Origin of the sequence: Sphingomonas jatrophae, from assembly GCF_900113315.1 — a bacterium.
Lineage (GTDB): Bacteria > Pseudomonadota > Alphaproteobacteria > Sphingomonadales > Sphingomonadaceae > Sphingomonas_P > Sphingomonas_P jatrophae.
This window is the reverse complement of sequence record NZ_FOZG01000001.1, coordinates 1,274,698-1,291,094: the sequence shown is the minus strand read 5'-3', so window position 1 is coordinate 1,291,094 and position 16,397 is coordinate 1,274,698. Positions and strand designations below refer to the sequence as shown.

Here is a 16,397-nt window from a genome sequence, read left to right as displayed (position 1 = left end):
CCGCGATGCGCTACGCCCGGTCGTCGCAGGAGAGAGCCACCCATGACCGACTTCGATTTCGCGCTCGGCGAGAATGCCGACATGATCCGCGAGAGCGCGCACCGCTTCTCGACCGACCGCATCGCCCCGCTGGCGGCGGAGATCGACGCCAAGGACTGGTTTCCGCGCGATCTGTGGCCGGAAATGGGGGCGCTCGGCCTGCACGGCATCACCGTGCCGGAGGCGGATGGGGGCCTGGGTCTCGGTTATCTCGAACATGTCGTCGCGCAGGAGGAAGTGGCGCGCGCCTCCGCCTCGATCGGCCTCAGCTACGGCGCCCACTCCAACCTCTGCGTCAACCAGATCGCCCGCTGGGGCAATGCCGAACAGCGCGCGAAATATCTGCCGAAGCTGATCTCGGGCGAGCATGTCGGCAGCCTCGCCATGTCCGAGGCGGGGGCCGGCTCCGATGTCGTGTCGATGAAGCTCAAGGCGGAGAAGAAGGGCGACCGCTACGTGCTGAACGGCACGAAGTTCTGGATCACCAACGCGCCTTATGCCGACACTTTGGTCGTCTATGCCAAGACGGGCGAGGGATCGAAGGGGATCACCACCTTCCTGATCGAGAAGGAGTTCAAGGGCTTCTCCATCGGCCAGAAGATCGACAAGATGGGCATGCGCGGATCGCCGACGGCCGAGCTGGTGTTCGACGACTGCGAGGTGCCGGAGGAGAACGTCATGGGCCCGCTGAACGGCGGCGCGGGCGTGCTGATGAGCGGCCTCGATTATGAGCGGACGGTGCTCTCGGGCATCCAGCTCGGCATCATGCAGGCGTGCCTCGACGTGGTCCTGCCCTATGTTCGCGAGCGCAAGCAATTCGGCAAGCCGATCGGCAGCTTCCAGCTGATGCAGGCGAAGGTGGCGGACATGTATGTCGCGCTGAACAGCGCGCGGGCCTATGTCTATGCCGTCGCCCGCGCCTGCGATGCGGGCAAGACGACGCGGTTCGACGCGGCAGGCGCGATCCTGCTCGCCTCGGAAAATGCGATGAAGACGGCGCTGGAGGCGGTGCAGGCGCTCGGCGGCGCGGGCTACACCCGGGACTGGCCGGTCGAGCGCTACATGCGCGACGCCAAGCTGCTCGACATCGGCGCGGGCACGAACGAGATCCGCCGCATGCTGATCGGCCGCGAGCTGATCGGCGCGCCGGAACGGGTGGCGCAGTGAGCGCGCCCGTCCTCGATACGAAGCTGTCGCCGTCCGACGCAGGGTTCCAGGCCAATGCCGCGCACAACCGCGCGCTCGCCGAGGCGCTGCGCGCGAAAGTGGCGGAGGCGGCGACCGGCGGAAACGAGGCGTCGCGCGCGAAGCATGTCGCCCGCGGCAAGCTGCTGCCGCGCGAGCGGGTGGAGCGGCTGCTCGACCCCGGCAGTCCGTTCCTCGAGGTCGGCCAGTTGGCGGCGAACGGACTCTATGGCGACGAGGTGCCGGGCGCCGGCATCATCGCCGGCATCGGCCGCGTCTCCGGCCGGCAGGTGATGATCGCCTGCAACGACGCGACGGTGAAGGGCGGCACCTACTACCCGATGACCGTCAAGAAGCATCTTCGCGCGCAGGAGATCGCGCTCGAGAACCGGCTGCCCTGCATCTACCTCGTCGACAGCGGCGGCGCGAATCTGCCCAATCAGGCGGAGGTGTTCCCCGACAAGGAGCATTTCGGCCGCATCTTCTACAATCAGGCGAACATGTCCGCGCGCGGCATCCCGCAGATCGCCTGCGTCATGGGCAGCTGCACCGCGGGCGGCGCCTATGTGCCCGCCATGTCGGATGAGACGGTGATCGTGCGCAATCAGGGCACGATCTTCCTCGCCGGCCCGCCGCTGGTGCAGGCGGCGACGGGCGAGGTGATCTCGGCCGAGGATCTGGGCGGCGGCGATCTGCACGGGCGCCGCTCGGGCGTGGTCGATCATGTCGCCGAGAATGACGAGCATGCGCTGACCATCGTCCGCGACATCGTCTCGACGCTCCAGCCCGATCTCAAGCCGGATCTCAACCTGCGCGATCCCGTGCCGCCGAAGTTCGCGGCGGAGGAGCTGTACGGCATCGTGCCGCAGGACGTGCGCGCGCCCTATGACGTGCGCGAGGTGATCGCGCGGCTGGTCGACGGGTCCGAGTTTCACGAGTTCAAGGCGCTCTACGGCACCACGCTCGTCTGCGGCTTCGCGCACATCTGGGGCATGCCGGTCGCGATCCTCGCCAATAACGGCGTGCTGTTCAGCGAGAGCGCGCTGAAGGGCGCGCACTTCATCGAGCTGGCGTGCCAGCGCCGTATCCCCTTGCTGTTCCTCCAGAACATCTCCGGCTTCATGGTCGGCGGCAAATATGAGGCGGAAGGCATTGCGAAGAACGGCGCCAAGCTGGTGACGGCGGTGGCGACGGCGCAGGTGCCGAAGATCACCGTGCTGATCGGCGGCAGCTTCGGTGCCGGCAATTACGGCATGTGCGGCCGCGCCTATCAGCCGCGCTTCCTGTTCACCTGGCCGAATGCGCGGATCAGCGTGATGGGGGGCGAGCAGGCCGCCGCCGTGCTGGCGACGGTGCACCGCGACGCGAAGAGCTGGACGCCCGATCAGGCTGAAGCTTTCAAGGCGCCGATCCGCCAGAAATATGAGGATGAGGGCAACCCCTATTACGCCACCGCGCGGCTGTGGGACGACGGCATCGTCGATCCCGTCCAGACGCGCGACGCGCTGGGTGTCGCGCTCGCCGCCACGCTGAACGCCCCCATGCCCGAGGCGCCGCGCTTCGGCATCTTCCGGATGTGAGGCTTGTCATGGTGAACCATATCGGTTACATGAGCGCCGGAGCAGTTGGCCGGGAGCACGTAGAAAACCGCGTCGTTGGTGCGACTTTCGTGACCTTCGGGTATAAGGATACCGCGCGATGATCAAATCCCTGCTCATCGCCAACCGCGGCGAGATCGCCTGCCGCATCATCCGCACCGCGCGCCGCCTCGGCGTCCGCACCGTCGCCGTCTATTCGGATGCGGATCGGCACGCGCTCCACGTCCGCATGGCGGACGAGGCGGTGCATATCGGTCCGTCGCCGGTGCGCGAAAGCTATCTGTTGGGTGATCGCATCATCGAAGCGGCCCGCACGACCGGCGCAGAGGCGATCCATCCCGGCTACGGCTTCCTCTCGGAGAATGCGGCCTTTGCTCAAGGCGTAATCGACGCCGGGCTGGTCTGGGTCGGGCCGAACCCGTCCTCCATCACCGCGATGGGCCTGAAGGATGCGGCCAAGGCGCTGATGCAGGCGGCCGGCGTGCCGACGACGCCGGGCTATCTCGGTGAGGATCAGGCGCCGGACCGGCTCAAGGCCGAGGCGGACGCGATCGGCTATCCCGTGCTGATCAAGGCGGTCGCCGGCGGCGGCGGCAAGGGCATGCGCAAGGTGGATGCGGCCGAGGACTTCCTCGACGCGCTGATCTCCTGCCAGCGCGAGGCAGCGTCCTCCTTCGGCAACACCGACGTGCTGCTGGAGAAGTGGGTGACGAACCCGCGCCACATCGAGGTGCAGGTCTTCGGCGACCGCCACGGCAACGTCGTCCATCTGTTCGAGCGCGATTGCTCGCTCCAGCGGCGCCACCAGAAGGTGATCGAGGAAGCGCCCGCGCCCGGCATGGACGAGGCGACGCGCGCGTCGATCTGCGACGCGGCGGTGCGCGCGGCCAAGGCGGTCGACTATGTCGGGGCGGGCACGATCGAGTTCATCGCCGACGGATCGGAGGGCCTGCGCGCCGACCGCATCTGGTTCATGGAGATGAACACGCGGCTCCAGGTCGAGCATCCGGTGACGGAGGAGATTACCGGGCAGGATCTCGTCGAATGGCAGCTGCGCGTCGCCTCGGGCGAGCCGCTGCCGAAGACGCAGGACGAGCTGTCGATCCGCGGCTGGGCAATGGAAGCGCGCCTCTATGCCGAGGATCCGGCCAAGGGCTTCCTGCCGTCGATCGGCACGCTCGAGCGGTTCGACATCGGCCCGTGCTACCGCACCGACACGGGTGTGGAGCAGGGCGCGGAGATCTCGCCCTTCTACGATCCGATGATCGCCAAGCTGATCGCCTGGGGGCCGGACCGGGATGCGGCGCGGCTGCGGCTGGCCGACACGCTGGCGCAGACCGCGATCTGGCCGCTCAAGACCAATGCCGGCTTCCTCGTAAAGGCGCTGCACCATCCGGCCTTCGCCGAGGCGCGGCTGGATACCGGCCTGATCGCGCGCGAGGGCGATGCGCTGTTGCCCGATGCCGCGCCGTCCGATGCGGCACTTGCCGACGCGGCGGGTGCCGTCGCTGCACCCGGGCCGCTGGCGGGGTTCCGGCTGAACGCACCGGTGGCACCGGCCGGGCGCTTCCTGCTCGACGGAGCGGAGGTGACGGTGGCGCTGCGGCCAGCGGCTCCGGCGGAGCCCGCGCCGGTGCGGTTGATCGCGGAGGCGGGGCAGGTCTGGCGGCTCAGTCCGTTCCGCGCGCGCGGTGTGGGAAGCGGGGAGGCGTCCGACGGCGCGATCCTCTCGCCTATGCCCGGCCGCATCATTGCGGTGGCGGTGAGCGAAGGCGAGACGGTCACCAAGGGCCAGAAGCTGCTGACCGTAGAAGCGATGAAGATGGAGCACAGCCTCGTCGCCCCGTTCGACGGCACGGTGGCGGAGCTTCGCGCCAGCGAGGGCGGGCAGGTGAGCGAGGGGCTGCTGCTCGCGCGGATCGAGAAAGCGGAGGCGGCCTGATGGCGGGGCGCTTCTACGATCAGTGGACCGTCGGTGATCGGCTGGTCCACGAGATCCGCCGCACGGTGACGGAGACGGACAATCTCCTCTTCTCCACCATGACGCACAATCCGCAGCCGCTGCACCTCGATGCGGAGGCGGCGAAGGCGAGCGAGTTCGGCCAGATCCTCGTCAACGGCACCTTCACCTTCGCGCTGATGGTCGGCCTGTCTGTCGGCGATACGACGCTGGGCACGCTCGTCGCCAATCTCGGCTATGACAAGCTGGTCATGCCGAAGCCCGTCTTCATCGGCGACACGCTCCGCGCCGAGACCGAGGTGACCGAGCTGAAGCCGAGCAGGTCGCGCCCGGGTGCCGGCATCGTCACCTTCACCCACCGCCTGCTCAACCAGCGGGACGAGGTCGTCTGCCAGTGCCTGCGCATGGCGCTGATCAAGGGAAGCGCCGCCTGACCGCGGCGGAGACCGAGCGACAGAAAAGCATCGCGGCGGAGGCCGCGGTGGCTGAGGTGCAGCCCGGCATGCTCGTCGGTCTCGGCACCGGATCGACCGCGGCTTATGCCATCGCCGCGCTGGCGGCGCGCGTGGCGGAGGGCTTGAGCGTCACCACGGTCGTCACGTCGGACCGGACGGCGGTCGCCGCGCGGACCGGGGGCATTCCTGTGCGCGACATGGCAGAGGTCAGCGCGCTCGATCTCGCCATCGACGGCGTGGACGAGATCGATCCCCGGTTCCGCGCGATCAAGGGCGCGGGCGGCGCCATGCTGCGCGAGAAGCTGGTGGCGACGGCCGCCACGCGCATGATCGCGATTGCGGACGCCTCGAAAGCGGTAGAGGCACTCGGCGCGCGACCGGTGCCGGTCGAGCTGCTCGCACCCGCTCGCGCCTTCATCACCGCGTCCGTCATGCGGTTGGGCGGCGAGGCGGTGCTGCGTGTGTCTTCCGGCGCTCCGGTGCGGACGGATCAGGGCAATCCCATCCTCGATTGCCACTTCGGCGCGATCGCCGACCCGGCCGCGCTGGCAGCGGAGCTGGCCGCGATCCCCGGCGTGCTCGGCCACGGCCTGTTCGTCACCGAGGTGGATGCACTCTACCTCGGCACGCCCGACGGCTTGATCCAGCGCAACCGGCGCGCCTGACGGGCCGTCCGTCGCAGCGCAGCATCCTTACGCGTCCGCCCGCGTTTGCGTTGCTGCCCTGTTGCTGTGGAAGACCCAGCGTGACCGATCAGCCCGCCGCCGCGCGCTCGCCCGAGCGCATCGCCATCGATACAATCCGTACCCTCGCCATGGATGCGGTGCAGAAGGCCAATTCCGGCCATCCCGGCACGCCCATGGCGCTCGCGCCCATCGCGCACACGCTCTGGACGCGCTTCCTGCGCTACGATCCCTACGCGCCCGACTGGCCCAATCGCGACCGCTTCGTGCTGTCGTGCGGCCATGCGTCGATGCTGCTCTATGCGCTGCTGCACCTGGCCGACGTGCAGGAGATCGATGCCGATGGGCAGCCGACGGGCAAGCCCGCGGTCAGCCTCGACGATATCAAGCAGTTCCGGCAGATGGATTCCAAGACGCCGGGTCATCCCGAATATCGCATGACGACGGGCGTGGAGACGACGACCGGCCCGCTCGGCCAGGGCTGCGGCAATTCGGTCGGCATGGCGATCGCCGCGCGCTGGCTGGGCGAGACGTTCAACCGCGACGGCTTCACCCTGTTCGACAATGACGTCTACGTCATCTGCTCGGATGGTGACCTGATGGAGGGTGTCGCCAGCGAGGCGGCGTCGATGGCGGGGCACCTCAAGCTCGCCAACCTGTGCTGGGTGTTCGACAGCAACAGCATCACAATCGAGGGCGGCACCGATCTCGCCTTCGACGAGGATGTGGCGAAACGGTTCGAGGCCTATGGCTGGAACACGATCGTGCTGCCCGATGCCGAGGACACCGAAGCCTTCGCGCAGGCGCTCGAGCAGTTCCGCGCGACGGACGATCGGCCGACGCTGATCGTCGTCCGCTCGATCATCGGCATCGGCTTTCCGACGCGCGCCGGCACGCACAAGGCGCATAGCGACGCGCCCGGCGAAGAGGAGATACGCGGCGCCAAGCGCAGCTATGGCTGGCCGGAAGACGCGCAGTTCCTCGTGCCCGAAGAGGCCAAGGCAGAGGTGACGAACGCGGTCGCGGGCCGCGGCCGGCCGCTGCGCGAGGCGTGGGAGGCGACGTTCGCCCGCTATCGCGAGGCCTATCCGGATCTCGCCCGCTCGCTCGATGAGCTGCGCCGCGGCCGCCTGCCGGGCGGCTGGGAAGATGCGCTGCCCACGTTCGAGGCGGACGAAAAGGGCATCGCCAGCCGCGAGGCGGGCGGCAAGGTGCTCAACGCCATCGCCGCGCATGCGCCGTGGCTGATCGGCGGCGCGGCGGATCTGTCGCCCTCGACCAAGACGGAGATCAAGGACGCACCCTCGCTCGAGGCGGCGAGCCCGGGCGGGCGCAACATGCATTTCGGCGTGCGCGAACATGCCATGGGCGCGATCGCCAACGGCATAGCGCTGACCTATCTGCGCCCCTACACCGGCACGTTCATGGTCTTCTCCGATTATATGCGGCCGCCCATCCGGCTTGCCGCGATCATGGAGCTGCCCGTCATCTTCATCTTCACGCACGACAGCATCGGCGTGGGCGAGGACGGGCCGACGCACCAGCCGATCGAGCAGCTGGCGGCGCTCCGCGCCATTCCGGGGCTCGACACGATCCGGCCGGGCGATGCGAACGAGGTGGCGGCCGCGTGGAAGGTGGCGCTCAGCCACACGCACGAGCCGACCGCCCTGATCTTCTCGCGCCAGGCCATCCCGACGCTCGACCGCGGCCGCTACGCCTCCGCTGATGGGGTCGAAAAAGGTGGCTACATCCTCGCGGATTCGGACGGCGCGCCCGAGGTCATCCTGATCGGCACCGGCTCCGAACTGCCGCTCGTCGCCGCGGCGCATGAGAAGCTGGTGGCGGAGGGGGTGAAGTCGCGCGTCGTGTCGCTGCCCAGCTGGTATCTGTTCGAGAAGCAGGATCAGGCTTACCGCGACAGCGTGCTGCCGCCCGAGGTGGATGCGCGGCTGGCGGTGGAGCAGGGCGGGGCGATCGGCTGGGATCGCTATGTCGGCCGCTCCGGCCGGACGATCGCCATGTCCACCTTCGGCGCCTCCGCCCCGATCGCCAAGCTGCAGGAGAAATACGGCTTCACCGTCGACAATGTCTGCAAGCTGGCGCGCGAGCTGGTGGAGCAGGCGAAGTGAGCCGGCTGGCGGATCTGGGGCGCGCCGGTCAGGCGGTGTGGCTCGACTTCGTCGACCGTGGCTTCCTGCACGAGGGCGGGCTGAAGACGCTGGTGGCGGAGGATGGCCTGACCGGCGTCACCTCCAACCCGTCGATCTTCGAGAAGGCGATGGGGCATGGCGATGCCTATGACGAAGGCTTCGGCACCTTTCTCGGCAAGGCCGATGCCAGCGTCCAGGACACGTATGAGAGCCAGGCCATTGCCGACATCAAGGCGGCGGCAGCCGACCTCCGCCCCGTCTACGACCGGCTGGATGGCCGTGACGGCTATGTAAGCCTCGAGGTCTCCCCCTATCTCGCCGACGGGACCGAGGAGACGGTAGAGGAGGCACAACGCCTGTGGGCGGCGGTGGACGAGCCGAACCTGATGGTGAAGGTGCCCGGCACAAAGGCCGGCGTGCCTGCAATCCGCCAGCTGATCGCCGACGGCTTCAACATCAACGTCACCCTGCTCTTCTCCATCCCTGCTTACCAAGCGGTGGCGGAGGCCTATATGGCCGGGCTGGAGGCGCGGGTGGAGCGCGGCGAGCCGATCGACCGGATCGCCAGCGTCGCCAGTTTCTTCATCAGCCGCATCGATGCGCAGATCGACAAGGCGATCGACGCACGGGTGAAGTCGGGCGACAACGAGGCCGACGCGCTGAAGGCGCTCCGCGGCAAAGTGGCGATCGCCAACGCCAAGCTCGCTTATGCTTGGTATCAACAGATGATCGCCAGCCCGCGCTGGCAGGCGCTGGCAGCGAAAGGCGCCATGCCGCAGCGGCTGCTGTGGGCGTCCACCGGCACCAAGGATCCCGCCTATCCGGACACGCTCTACGTCGATCAGCTGATCGGGCCGGATACGGTCAACACCATGCCGCCCAAGACGATGGTCGCCTTTCGAGACCATGGCAGCGTGGCGCAGTCGCTGACCGCGGATCTCGACGAAGCGCGTCACGTGCTGGCCGAGGCCGAGCGGCTGGGCCTGGACCTGGCCGGGGTCACCGAGGCGCTCGTGCCGGACGGCGTGCGCCTGTTCGCCGACGCGGCGGATGCGCTGCTGGGTGCGGTTGCGGGCAAGCGCGAGGCGTTGCTCGGCGATCGCCTCAATTCGCTCGAAGCCGCGCTGCCGGATGCGCTGCAGCAGGCGGGGAAGAAGAGGCTGGAGACGGCGCGTGCCGAGGGCTGGGCGCGCCGGCTGTGGCGGGAAGACGCATCGCTGTGGACGGGCGGGGACGAGGCCAGGTGGCTCGGCTGGCTGTCCGCCGCACGGGGCAATCAGGTGGACCCTGCCGTGCTCGCGCAGATCGCCCGCGAGGCGAAGCGGTTTCGCCATGCGGTGCTGCTCGGCATGGGCGGATCGAGCCTCGGGCCAGAGGTGCTGGCGGAGATCCTCGGCTCGGGCGAGGGCAGCCCGGTGCTTCATGTGCTCGACACGACCGATCCGGGGCAGATCGCCACGGTGGAAGCGCAGATCGACCCGGCGGAGACGTTGTTCATCGTCTCGTCCAAGTCGGGCTCGACGATGGAGCCCGAACTGCTGCGCGCCTACTTCTTCGACAAGAGCGGCCGCCGCGGCGATCACTTCATCGCGGTGACCGATCCGGGTTCGGGGCTGGAGAAGACCGCTAGGGCAGACGGCTTCGCGCACGTCGTTCCGGGCGATCCGGCGATCGGCGGGCGCTATTCGGTGCTGTCCGCCTTCGGCATGGTGCCGGCCGCCGCGATCGGGATCGACACGCACGCTTTCTTCGAGGCGACGGCGCCAATGGTCTTCTCCTGCGGCGGTGACGTGCCGCCGGCGGCGAATCCCGGCATCCGGCTGGGCGCGATCATCGGCGAAGCGGCCGTGGCGGGCCGCGACAAGCTGACCATCGTCACCTCTCCGAAGCTGCGCGCGTTCGGCGGGTGGCTGGAGCAGCTGCTGGCCGAATCGACCGGCAAGGAGGGACGCGGCATCGTGCCCGTCGATCTGGAGCCGCTCGGCCAGCCGGACAGCTATGGCGAGGACCGGCTGTTCGTTCACCTCACGCTGGCCGGTGACAGCGACGACGATGCCAGGCTTTCCGCCCTGCGCGCGGCGGGCCAGCCCGTGGTCACCATCCGCATCGCGCGGCCCGACCTGATCGGGCAGGAGTTCTTCCGCTGGGAGATCGCCACCGCAGTCGCCGGTGCGATCATCGGCATCGACCCGTTCGACCAGCCGGACGTGGAGGAAGCCAAGGTCGCCACGCGCAAGCTGGTCGATGCCTATGAGCAGGCGGGCAAGCTCGATCCGGAGACGCCCCTCGCCGAGACGAGCGACTTCGCGCTGTTCGCGCCCGCCGGCACGACGGGCGATGCAGCATCGCTGCTGCGCGCCCACTTCGCGGCCCTTGAGGCGGGCGGCTATGCCGGCTTCCTCGCCTATGTCGAACGGAATGAGGCGGATGCGGCGGCGATCGCGGTGATGCGCGCGGCGGTGCGGGACAGGCGCCACGTGGCGACGGTCGCCGGCTTCGGCCCGCGTTTCCTGCACTCGACCGGGCAGGCCTATAAGGGCGGGCCGTCAGGCGGCGCGTTCCTGACGATCACGCGCGATCCCGAGCCCGATCTGGCGGTGCCCGGCCGAAAGGCGAGCTTCGGCACGGTGCAGGTCGCCCAGGCGCGCGGGGATAGCGACGTGCTGGCGGCACGCGGGCGGCGCGTGCTGCGCGTCCACCTGAAGGCGGGTGGCGGCGGCATCGCCGCCCTGCGCGACGCGGTCATCGCCGCGCTCTGACGATTGGTTGAAAGGAACAAGCGGATGCGTCTTGCGATGATCGGGCTGGGCCGCATGGGGGCCAATATCGCCCGGCGGCTGATGCGCGGCGGGCATGAAGTCGTCGCCTTTGATCGCGACGCCAAGGCGATCGAGGCACTTGCGGCCGAGGGCGCGACGGCGGCGGCCTCGCTGGACGATGTGGCGGCCAAGCTGGAGAGCCCGCGCATCTTCTGGGTGATGCTTCCGGCAGGCGAGCCGACGGAAGCGACGGTAACGGCGCTGCTCGACCTCGCCGGGCTCGGCGACATCATCATCGATGGCGGCAACAGCTTCTACAAGGACGACATCCGGCGCGCCAAGGCCTGCGCCGAGAAGCAGGTCCGTTATGTCGATGTCGGCACCTCGGGCGGCGTCTGGGGGCTCGAGCGCGGCTATTGCATGATGATCGGCGGGGAGAAGGACGCGGTCGACCTGCTCGATCCCGTGTTCGACACGCTGGCGCCGGGCCTCGGCACCGTCGCCCGCACGGCCGCGCGCGAGAAGAAGCCGGATGAGGATCCGCGCGCCGAGAAGGGATATATCCATGCCGGCCCGCCGGGATCGGGGCACTTCGTCAAGATGGTGCACAACGGGATCGAATATGGCCTGATGCAGGCCTATGCCGAGGGCTTCGACGTATTGAAAGGCCGCGCGTCGGAGCGGCTGGCGGAGGATGAAAGGTTCGACCTGAACCTCACCGACATCGCCGAGGTGTGGCGGCGCGGCAGCGTCATCTCCTCCTGGCTGCTCGATCTCTCCGCCGCGGCGCTCGCCGAGGATCCGGCGCTCGATCACTTTTCCGGCCACGTCGCCGATTCGGGCGAGGGGCATTGGACGATCGATGCGGCGATGGAGGAGGCTGTGCCCGTGCACGTCCTCTCCGCGGCATTGTTCGCGCGGTATCGCAGCCGGATGGATCACACGTTCGGCGAGAAGCTGTTGTCCGCAATGCGCTTCGGCTTCGGCGGGCATGTCGAACTGCCGCAATGACGCCGCGGCTGTTCGTCTCCGATATCGACGGCACGCTGGTCCGCGAGGACAAGAGCCTGTCCGATGCGGTGATCGCGGCGGTGCGGCGACTTGAGGAAGCGGGCGTGCCCGTGTCGCTGATCAGCGCGCGGCCGCCGAGCGGCATCCTCTGGATCGCGGAGCGGCTGGGCCTGTCCGGCGCGCTCGGGGCGTTCAACGGCGGCACGCTGGTGCGGCCGGACGGGGAGGTCCTGTCTGCCGAGCGGCTGGCGCCCGAGGTCGCCGTACGCGCGCTTGAATTGATCGCGGCGCCGGAGGTGATCGTCTGGCTGTTTCATGCCGGGTGCTGGCATGCGCAGCGGCTGGACGATCATTATACCGATCGGGAGCGCCGCGCGGCGAACCAGGATCCGGTGATCGGCACCGATCTGTCGACCCTGCTGGATGCGGTGGACAAGATCGTCGCCGTCAGCCCTGATCATGCGGCGCTCGCCGCGCTGGAAGGGCGCGTGGCGGAGGCGCTGGCGGGGCAGGCGACGGTGATCCGGTCCCAGCCTTATTACCTCGACATCACCGCGCCGCGCGCGAACAAGGGCGACGGCATCGCCGCGCTGGCCGCCGCGGCGGGCGTCACGCTCGCCGAGGTGGCGGTGGCGGGCGACCAGCGAAACGATCTTGCCATGTTCGCGCGCGCCGGCTTCGCCATCGCGATGGGGCAGGCGCCGCAGGAGGTGAAGGACGCAGCCGCCCGCGTCACCGCATCGAACGAGGAGGATGGCGTGGCGCAGGCGATCGAGACGATCCTGCTGCCCATGATCGGGGGTGCGGCATGAAGTCGCTCATCGCGTTCGACCTCGATGGCACGCTGGCGCAGAGCAAGCAGCCACTTGGCACCGACATGGCCGCGCTGATCAAGCAGCTGCTCGACGTCGCGATGGTGGCGGTGATTTCCGGTGGCGATTGGCCGCAGTTCGAGCGCCAAGTGATCGCGCGCCTGCCCGGCAATACCCGTCTCGACCGGCTTTTCATCATGCCGACGACGGGGGCCAAGCTCTACCGTCATCAGGGCGGCGCCTGGATGCAGGTCTATGCGGAGACGTTCACCGCGGCGGAGCGGGACCGTATCCTTGTGGCGTTGGACAAGGCGGTGAAATCGCTCGGGTTCGACCGGGAGCAGGTGTGGGGGCCGCAGATCGAGGATCGTGGCAGCCAGATCACCTTCTCGGCGCTGGGCCAGCAGGCGCCGCTCGACGCCAAGACGGCGTGGGATCCGGACACTGCCAAGCGCAAGTCGCTGCAGCAGGCGTTGATGGCGGATCTGGCGGACCTGTCGGTCAAGGTCGGCGGATCGACCTCGATCGACATCACGCGCAAGGGCATCGACAAGGCCTATGCCATCCGGCGGCTGTGTGAGCATAGCGGCGTGCCCGCGACGGCGATCCTGTTCATGGGCGACGCCATCTACCCCGGCGGCAATGACGATCCGGTGCGTGCGGCGGGGATCGACAGCATCGCCGTGCGTGATCCGGCCGAAACGGCGAACGTCATCCGCGCCATCACTGCCTGCCTCAGCGGCTGAGGATCAACCCTCGGGCCGGGCGATGCTGTGCCAGCGGCGCCCGTCCCGCTCGATCAGCCGATCCGCGGCGGCGGGCCCCGTGCCGCCCGGCTCGTATGTCTCGGGCTCGCTTTCCCTCCAGGCGTCGAGAAACGGCTGGACTGCGCGCCAGCCCGCCTCGATCGCATCGGCTCGCTGGAACAGCGACTGATCGCCCGTCAGCACGTCGTGCAGCAGCGATTCGTAGCCGGTCAGATGCGCGAGATCGGCGCTGCGCGGATAGCGATAGGCGAGCGTGGCGCCCTCGGTGGCGACTTCCGGGCCCGGCTGCTTGATCGAGACGTCCATGTCGATGCCCTCGTCGGGCTGGATCTGGAAGACGATGCGGTTTGCCGGCAGATCGGCGCCGCGGGTGCGCGGGAAGTGGGCGAAGGGCACCTGGCGGAAGGTGACGACGACCTCCGTGTCCCGCGCGGTGAGTGCCTTGCCGGTGCGCAGATAGAAGGGCACGCCGGCCCAGCGCCAGCTGTCCACCATCAGCTTCAACGCGGCATAGGTTTCGGTGCGGCTGTCCGCCGCCACGTCGGGCGTGTCGCGATAGGCGGGGATCGTGCGATCGCCGATCCGCCCCGCGCCATAGCGGCCGCGCACGCTGTTCTCCGCCGCTTCCGCCGGATCGTAGAGGCGGATGGCGCGCAGCACCTTGGCCTTTTCGTCACGCACCGACTCAGCATCGAAGCTGGCCGGGGGCTCCATCGCCAGCGTGGCGAGGATCTGGAAGAGGTGGTTCGGCACCATGTCGCGCAGCGCACCCGTCGCATCGTAGAAGGAGCCGCGCGTGCCCACGTCCACCGTCTCCGCGGCGGTGATCTGCACGGAATCGATGCAGTCGCTGTTCCAGATCTTCTCGATGATGGTGTTGGCGAAGCGTGCGACGACGATGTTCTGCACCGTTTCCTTCCCGAGGAAATGGTCGATCCGGTAGAGCTGCGTCTCCGGCACGCAGGCGAGCAGGCGGGCGTTCAGCGCCGCGGCGGACTCAAGATCATGGCCGAACGGCTTTTCGATGATGATGCGGCGCCAGCCCGCATCGCTCTCCTTGGTCAGCCCGCATGAGGCGAGCTTTTCGACGATGGGCGCGAAGAATTTCGGCGGCACTGCGAGGTAGAAGACGACATTGCCCTCGATCCGCTCCGCCAGAGACGCATAGAGCGCGTCATCCTCGAAATCGCCGCTCAGATAATCGACTTGATCGAGCAGGGCTGACCAGGCCGCATCCTTGTCCGCGTCGCCCTCGCCACCCTTTTCCGCGCGAAAGGCGTCGAGCTTGTCGCGCAGCATCGTCGCATCGCCCTCGCTGTGCCCGATGCCGAGAACCCCGTGACCGTCGTCGAGATAGCCCTGGCGGCGCAACGTCGTCAGCGCCGGCATCAGCAGCCGCGCGGTGAGGTCGCCGGTCGCGCCGAAGATCACCAGGGTCGCAGGCGGCAGGACGGCGTCGGACGATGGCGGCACTGGCGGGAACTCCGGAGGGATGGTGCCGGGTGAACGTCCGGCCACGGTTAGGTGTCCGCGCCGCCGGCCTCGCCGCGTCGTGCCGCAGGCGGAACTTGCCGCACCGCGCAAGGGTTCGGCGGCGGAGTAACATAGGTGGTGAAGAACGGCATGATCGGTGGAGACCGGGCTTCGTCACAGGATCGGCCGGAGGCGCATGGCGACGTGCGAGACACGTCGATCGGTCCGCAGGACGTGGTCACCAAGCTCGAGCTGACGCTCCAGCCCGATCCGCGCCGCACGGTGATCCGCCCGTTCGAGCCGGGCGATCCGGCCGGCGTGGGCGCGAAAGTGCCGCGTGTGCGCCGCATCGCCGACCGGATCGCCGGACTGCCGGACGAGCGGGTGAACGCCCTCTGCGGTCTCCTGCGCCGGCCCCTTGCCGAACGGATGGTCGAGCCCGAGGCGCGGCTGCGCGAGCGGTTCGAGGCAGTTCGCCGGTCGCATGATCTGCCCGCCCTCGATCCGCAGCGGGCGGTGCTGGCAGGGGCTTACTTCAGCCAGGAATATGCCTTCGAATCCGCGGCGCTGTTCAACCCGAGCGTGATCCCGCACCCCGATCAGGCAGGGCTTGCGGATGGAGAGATCCGGCTGCTCATGTCGCTGCGCGGTGTCGGCGAGGGGCATATCTCCTCCGTCACCTTCCGCGTGCTGCGCTGGCGGCCGGGGAGCGAGCCGATCCTCGATCCGGTCGGTGAGCGGGCGGTGATGCCGATCGTCGAGCATGAGGTCGAGGATCGGACGATCTTCTCCTGGCCAGAATCGATCGCGCCGGCGGATGCCGTCCTGTTTCCCGTGACCGACAGCCAGCGGCAGGGGATCGAGGATGCCCGCTTCGTCCGCTTCACCGAGGAGGATGGCTCCTCGCGCGTCTTCGCCACCTATACGGCATTCGACGGGCGCGAGGCGCGTTCGGAGATGCTGGAGACACTGAACGGCGACTGTTTCACCCTGCGGCCCCTCACCGGCGCATGCGTGCGCAACAAGGGCATGGCGCTGTTCCCGCGGCGCATCGGCGGGCGCTTCGCCATGCTGAGCCGGCTCGATAACGAGAACATCTACCTGATGCGCTCGAATGACCCCTATCGCTGGGAGGAAGCGGAGCTGTTGCTGCGGCCGCAGCAGGATTGGGAATTCGTCCAGATCGGCAATTGCGGCTCTCCCATCGAACTGGACGAGGGCTGGCTGGTGCTGACGCATGGCGTCGGCGTGATGCGCAGCTATTCGATCGGCGCGGTGCTGCTGGACAAGAACGATCCCACGCGCGTGCTGGCACGGACGCCGCAGCCGCTCTTGCGCCCGCACCCCGAGGAGCGGGGCGGCTATGTGCCGAATGTCGTCTATAGCTGCGGCGGGCTGGTGCATGACCGCGTCCTGTTGCTGCCTTATGCCGTGTCCGATCGCTATACCGCCTTCGCCACGGCACCGGTCGATCGTGTGCTGGCGGCCATGGAATAAGGGAAGCG

12 protein-coding genes are annotated in these 16,397 nt (G+C 68.5%); 11 read left to right on the top strand and 1 reads right to left on the bottom strand.

The window, feature by feature from the left end:
• Nucleotides 1-42: 42 nt before the first annotated feature.
• The 10 genes from BM360_RS06085 to BM360_RS06040 all read left to right on the top strand — a co-directional run bounded on the left by BM360_RS06085 (nt 43) and on the right by BM360_RS06040 (nt 13,398).
• A complete protein-coding gene (locus BM360_RS06085; RefSeq protein WP_093312315.1) occupies nt 43-1,206 on the top strand; it encodes an isovaleryl-CoA dehydrogenase in 1,164 nt (387 codons plus the stop codon).
• Nucleotides 1,203-2,804: a carboxyl transferase domain-containing protein gene (locus BM360_RS06080; RefSeq protein WP_093312312.1), complete on the top strand. Its 1,602-nt coding sequence runs from the start codon at nt 1,203-1,205 to the stop codon at nt 2,802-2,804. Before BM360_RS06085 ends, BM360_RS06080 begins: the two co-directional genes overlap by 4 nt.
• A gap of 118 nt (nt 2,805-2,922) precedes the next feature.
• Nucleotides 2,923-4,764, top strand: a complete 1,842-nt coding sequence (locus tag BM360_RS06075; RefSeq protein WP_093312310.1) for an acetyl/propionyl/methylcrotonyl-CoA carboxylase subunit alpha — start codon at nt 2,923-2,925, stop codon at nt 4,762-4,764.
• On the top strand, nt 4,764-5,216 hold the full coding sequence (locus tag BM360_RS06070; RefSeq protein ID WP_093312306.1) for a MaoC family dehydratase: 453 nt from the start codon (nt 4,764-4,766) through the stop codon (nt 5,214-5,216). The genes BM360_RS06075 and BM360_RS06070 overlap by 1 nt, the downstream gene beginning before the upstream one ends.
• Nucleotides 5,177-5,902, top strand: a complete 726-nt coding sequence (rpiA, locus tag BM360_RS06065; RefSeq protein WP_423228890.1) for a ribose-5-phosphate isomerase RpiA — start codon at nt 5,177-5,179, stop codon at nt 5,900-5,902. The genes BM360_RS06070 and rpiA overlap by 40 nt, the downstream gene beginning before the upstream one ends.
• Before the next feature lie 80 nt (nt 5,903-5,982).
• On the top strand, nt 5,983-8,049 hold the full coding sequence (gene tkt, locus BM360_RS06060) for a transketolase (protein WP_242653338.1): 2,067 nt from the start codon (nt 5,983-5,985) through the stop codon (nt 8,047-8,049).
• Entirely contained in the window at nt 8,046-10,829 is a 2,784-nt protein-coding gene (locus BM360_RS06055; protein WP_093312303.1) for a bifunctional transaldolase/phosoglucose isomerase, read from the top strand. Before tkt ends, BM360_RS06055 begins: the two co-directional genes overlap by 4 nt.
• Before the next feature lie 24 nt (nt 10,830-10,853).
• A complete protein-coding gene (gene gnd, locus BM360_RS06050) occupies nt 10,854-11,840 on the top strand; it encodes a phosphogluconate dehydrogenase (NAD(+)-dependent, decarboxylating) (RefSeq protein ID WP_093312295.1) in 987 nt (328 codons plus the stop codon).
• A complete protein-coding gene (locus tag BM360_RS06045) occupies nt 11,837-12,652 on the top strand; it encodes a Cof-type HAD-IIB family hydrolase (RefSeq protein ID WP_093312288.1) in 816 nt (271 codons plus the stop codon). Before gnd ends, BM360_RS06045 begins: the two co-directional genes overlap by 4 nt.
• On the top strand, nt 12,649-13,398 hold the full coding sequence (locus BM360_RS06040) for an HAD-IIB family hydrolase (RefSeq protein ID WP_093312282.1): 750 nt from the start codon (nt 12,649-12,651) through the stop codon (nt 13,396-13,398). Before BM360_RS06045 ends, BM360_RS06040 begins: the two co-directional genes overlap by 4 nt.
• 3 nt (nt 13,399-13,401) lie before the next feature.
• On the opposite strand, the gene zwf is transcribed toward BM360_RS06040, so the two are convergent.
• Nucleotides 13,402-14,937: a glucose-6-phosphate dehydrogenase gene (gene zwf / locus BM360_RS06035; RefSeq protein WP_242653337.1), complete on the bottom strand. Its 1,536-nt coding sequence runs from the start codon at nt 14,935-14,937 to the stop codon at nt 13,402-13,404.
• 90 nt (nt 14,938-15,027) lie between these two features.
• Here zwf and BM360_RS06030 point away from each other — a divergent pair, with 90 nt between their 5' ends.
• On the top strand, nt 15,028-16,389 hold the full coding sequence (locus BM360_RS06030; RefSeq protein WP_242653336.1) for a glycoside hydrolase family 130 protein: 1,362 nt from the start codon (nt 15,028-15,030) through the stop codon (nt 16,387-16,389).
• Nucleotides 16,390-16,397: the final 8 nt, after the last annotated feature.

Bases quoted from the DNA above. Each gene is read 5' to 3' on its own strand.
- BM360_RS06085 (WP_093312315.1), top strand. From the start codon at position 43: ATGACCGACTTCGATTTCGCGCTCGGCGAGAATGCCGACATGATCCGC.
- BM360_RS06075 (WP_093312310.1), top strand. From the start codon at position 2,923: ATGATCAAATCCCTGCTCATCGCCAACCGCGGCGAGATCGCCTGCCGC.
- BM360_RS06070 (WP_093312306.1), top strand. From the start codon at position 4,764: ATGGCGGGGCGCTTCTACGATCAGTGGACCGTCGGTGATCGGCTGGTC.
- gnd (WP_093312295.1), top strand. From the start codon at position 10,854: ATGCGTCTTGCGATGATCGGGCTGGGCCGCATGGGGGCCAATATCGCC.
- BM360_RS06045 (WP_093312288.1), top strand. From the start codon at position 11,837: ATGACGCCGCGGCTGTTCGTCTCCGATATCGACGGCACGCTGGTCCGC.
- BM360_RS06040 (WP_093312282.1), top strand. From the start codon at position 12,649: ATGAAGTCGCTCATCGCGTTCGACCTCGATGGCACGCTGGCGCAGAGC.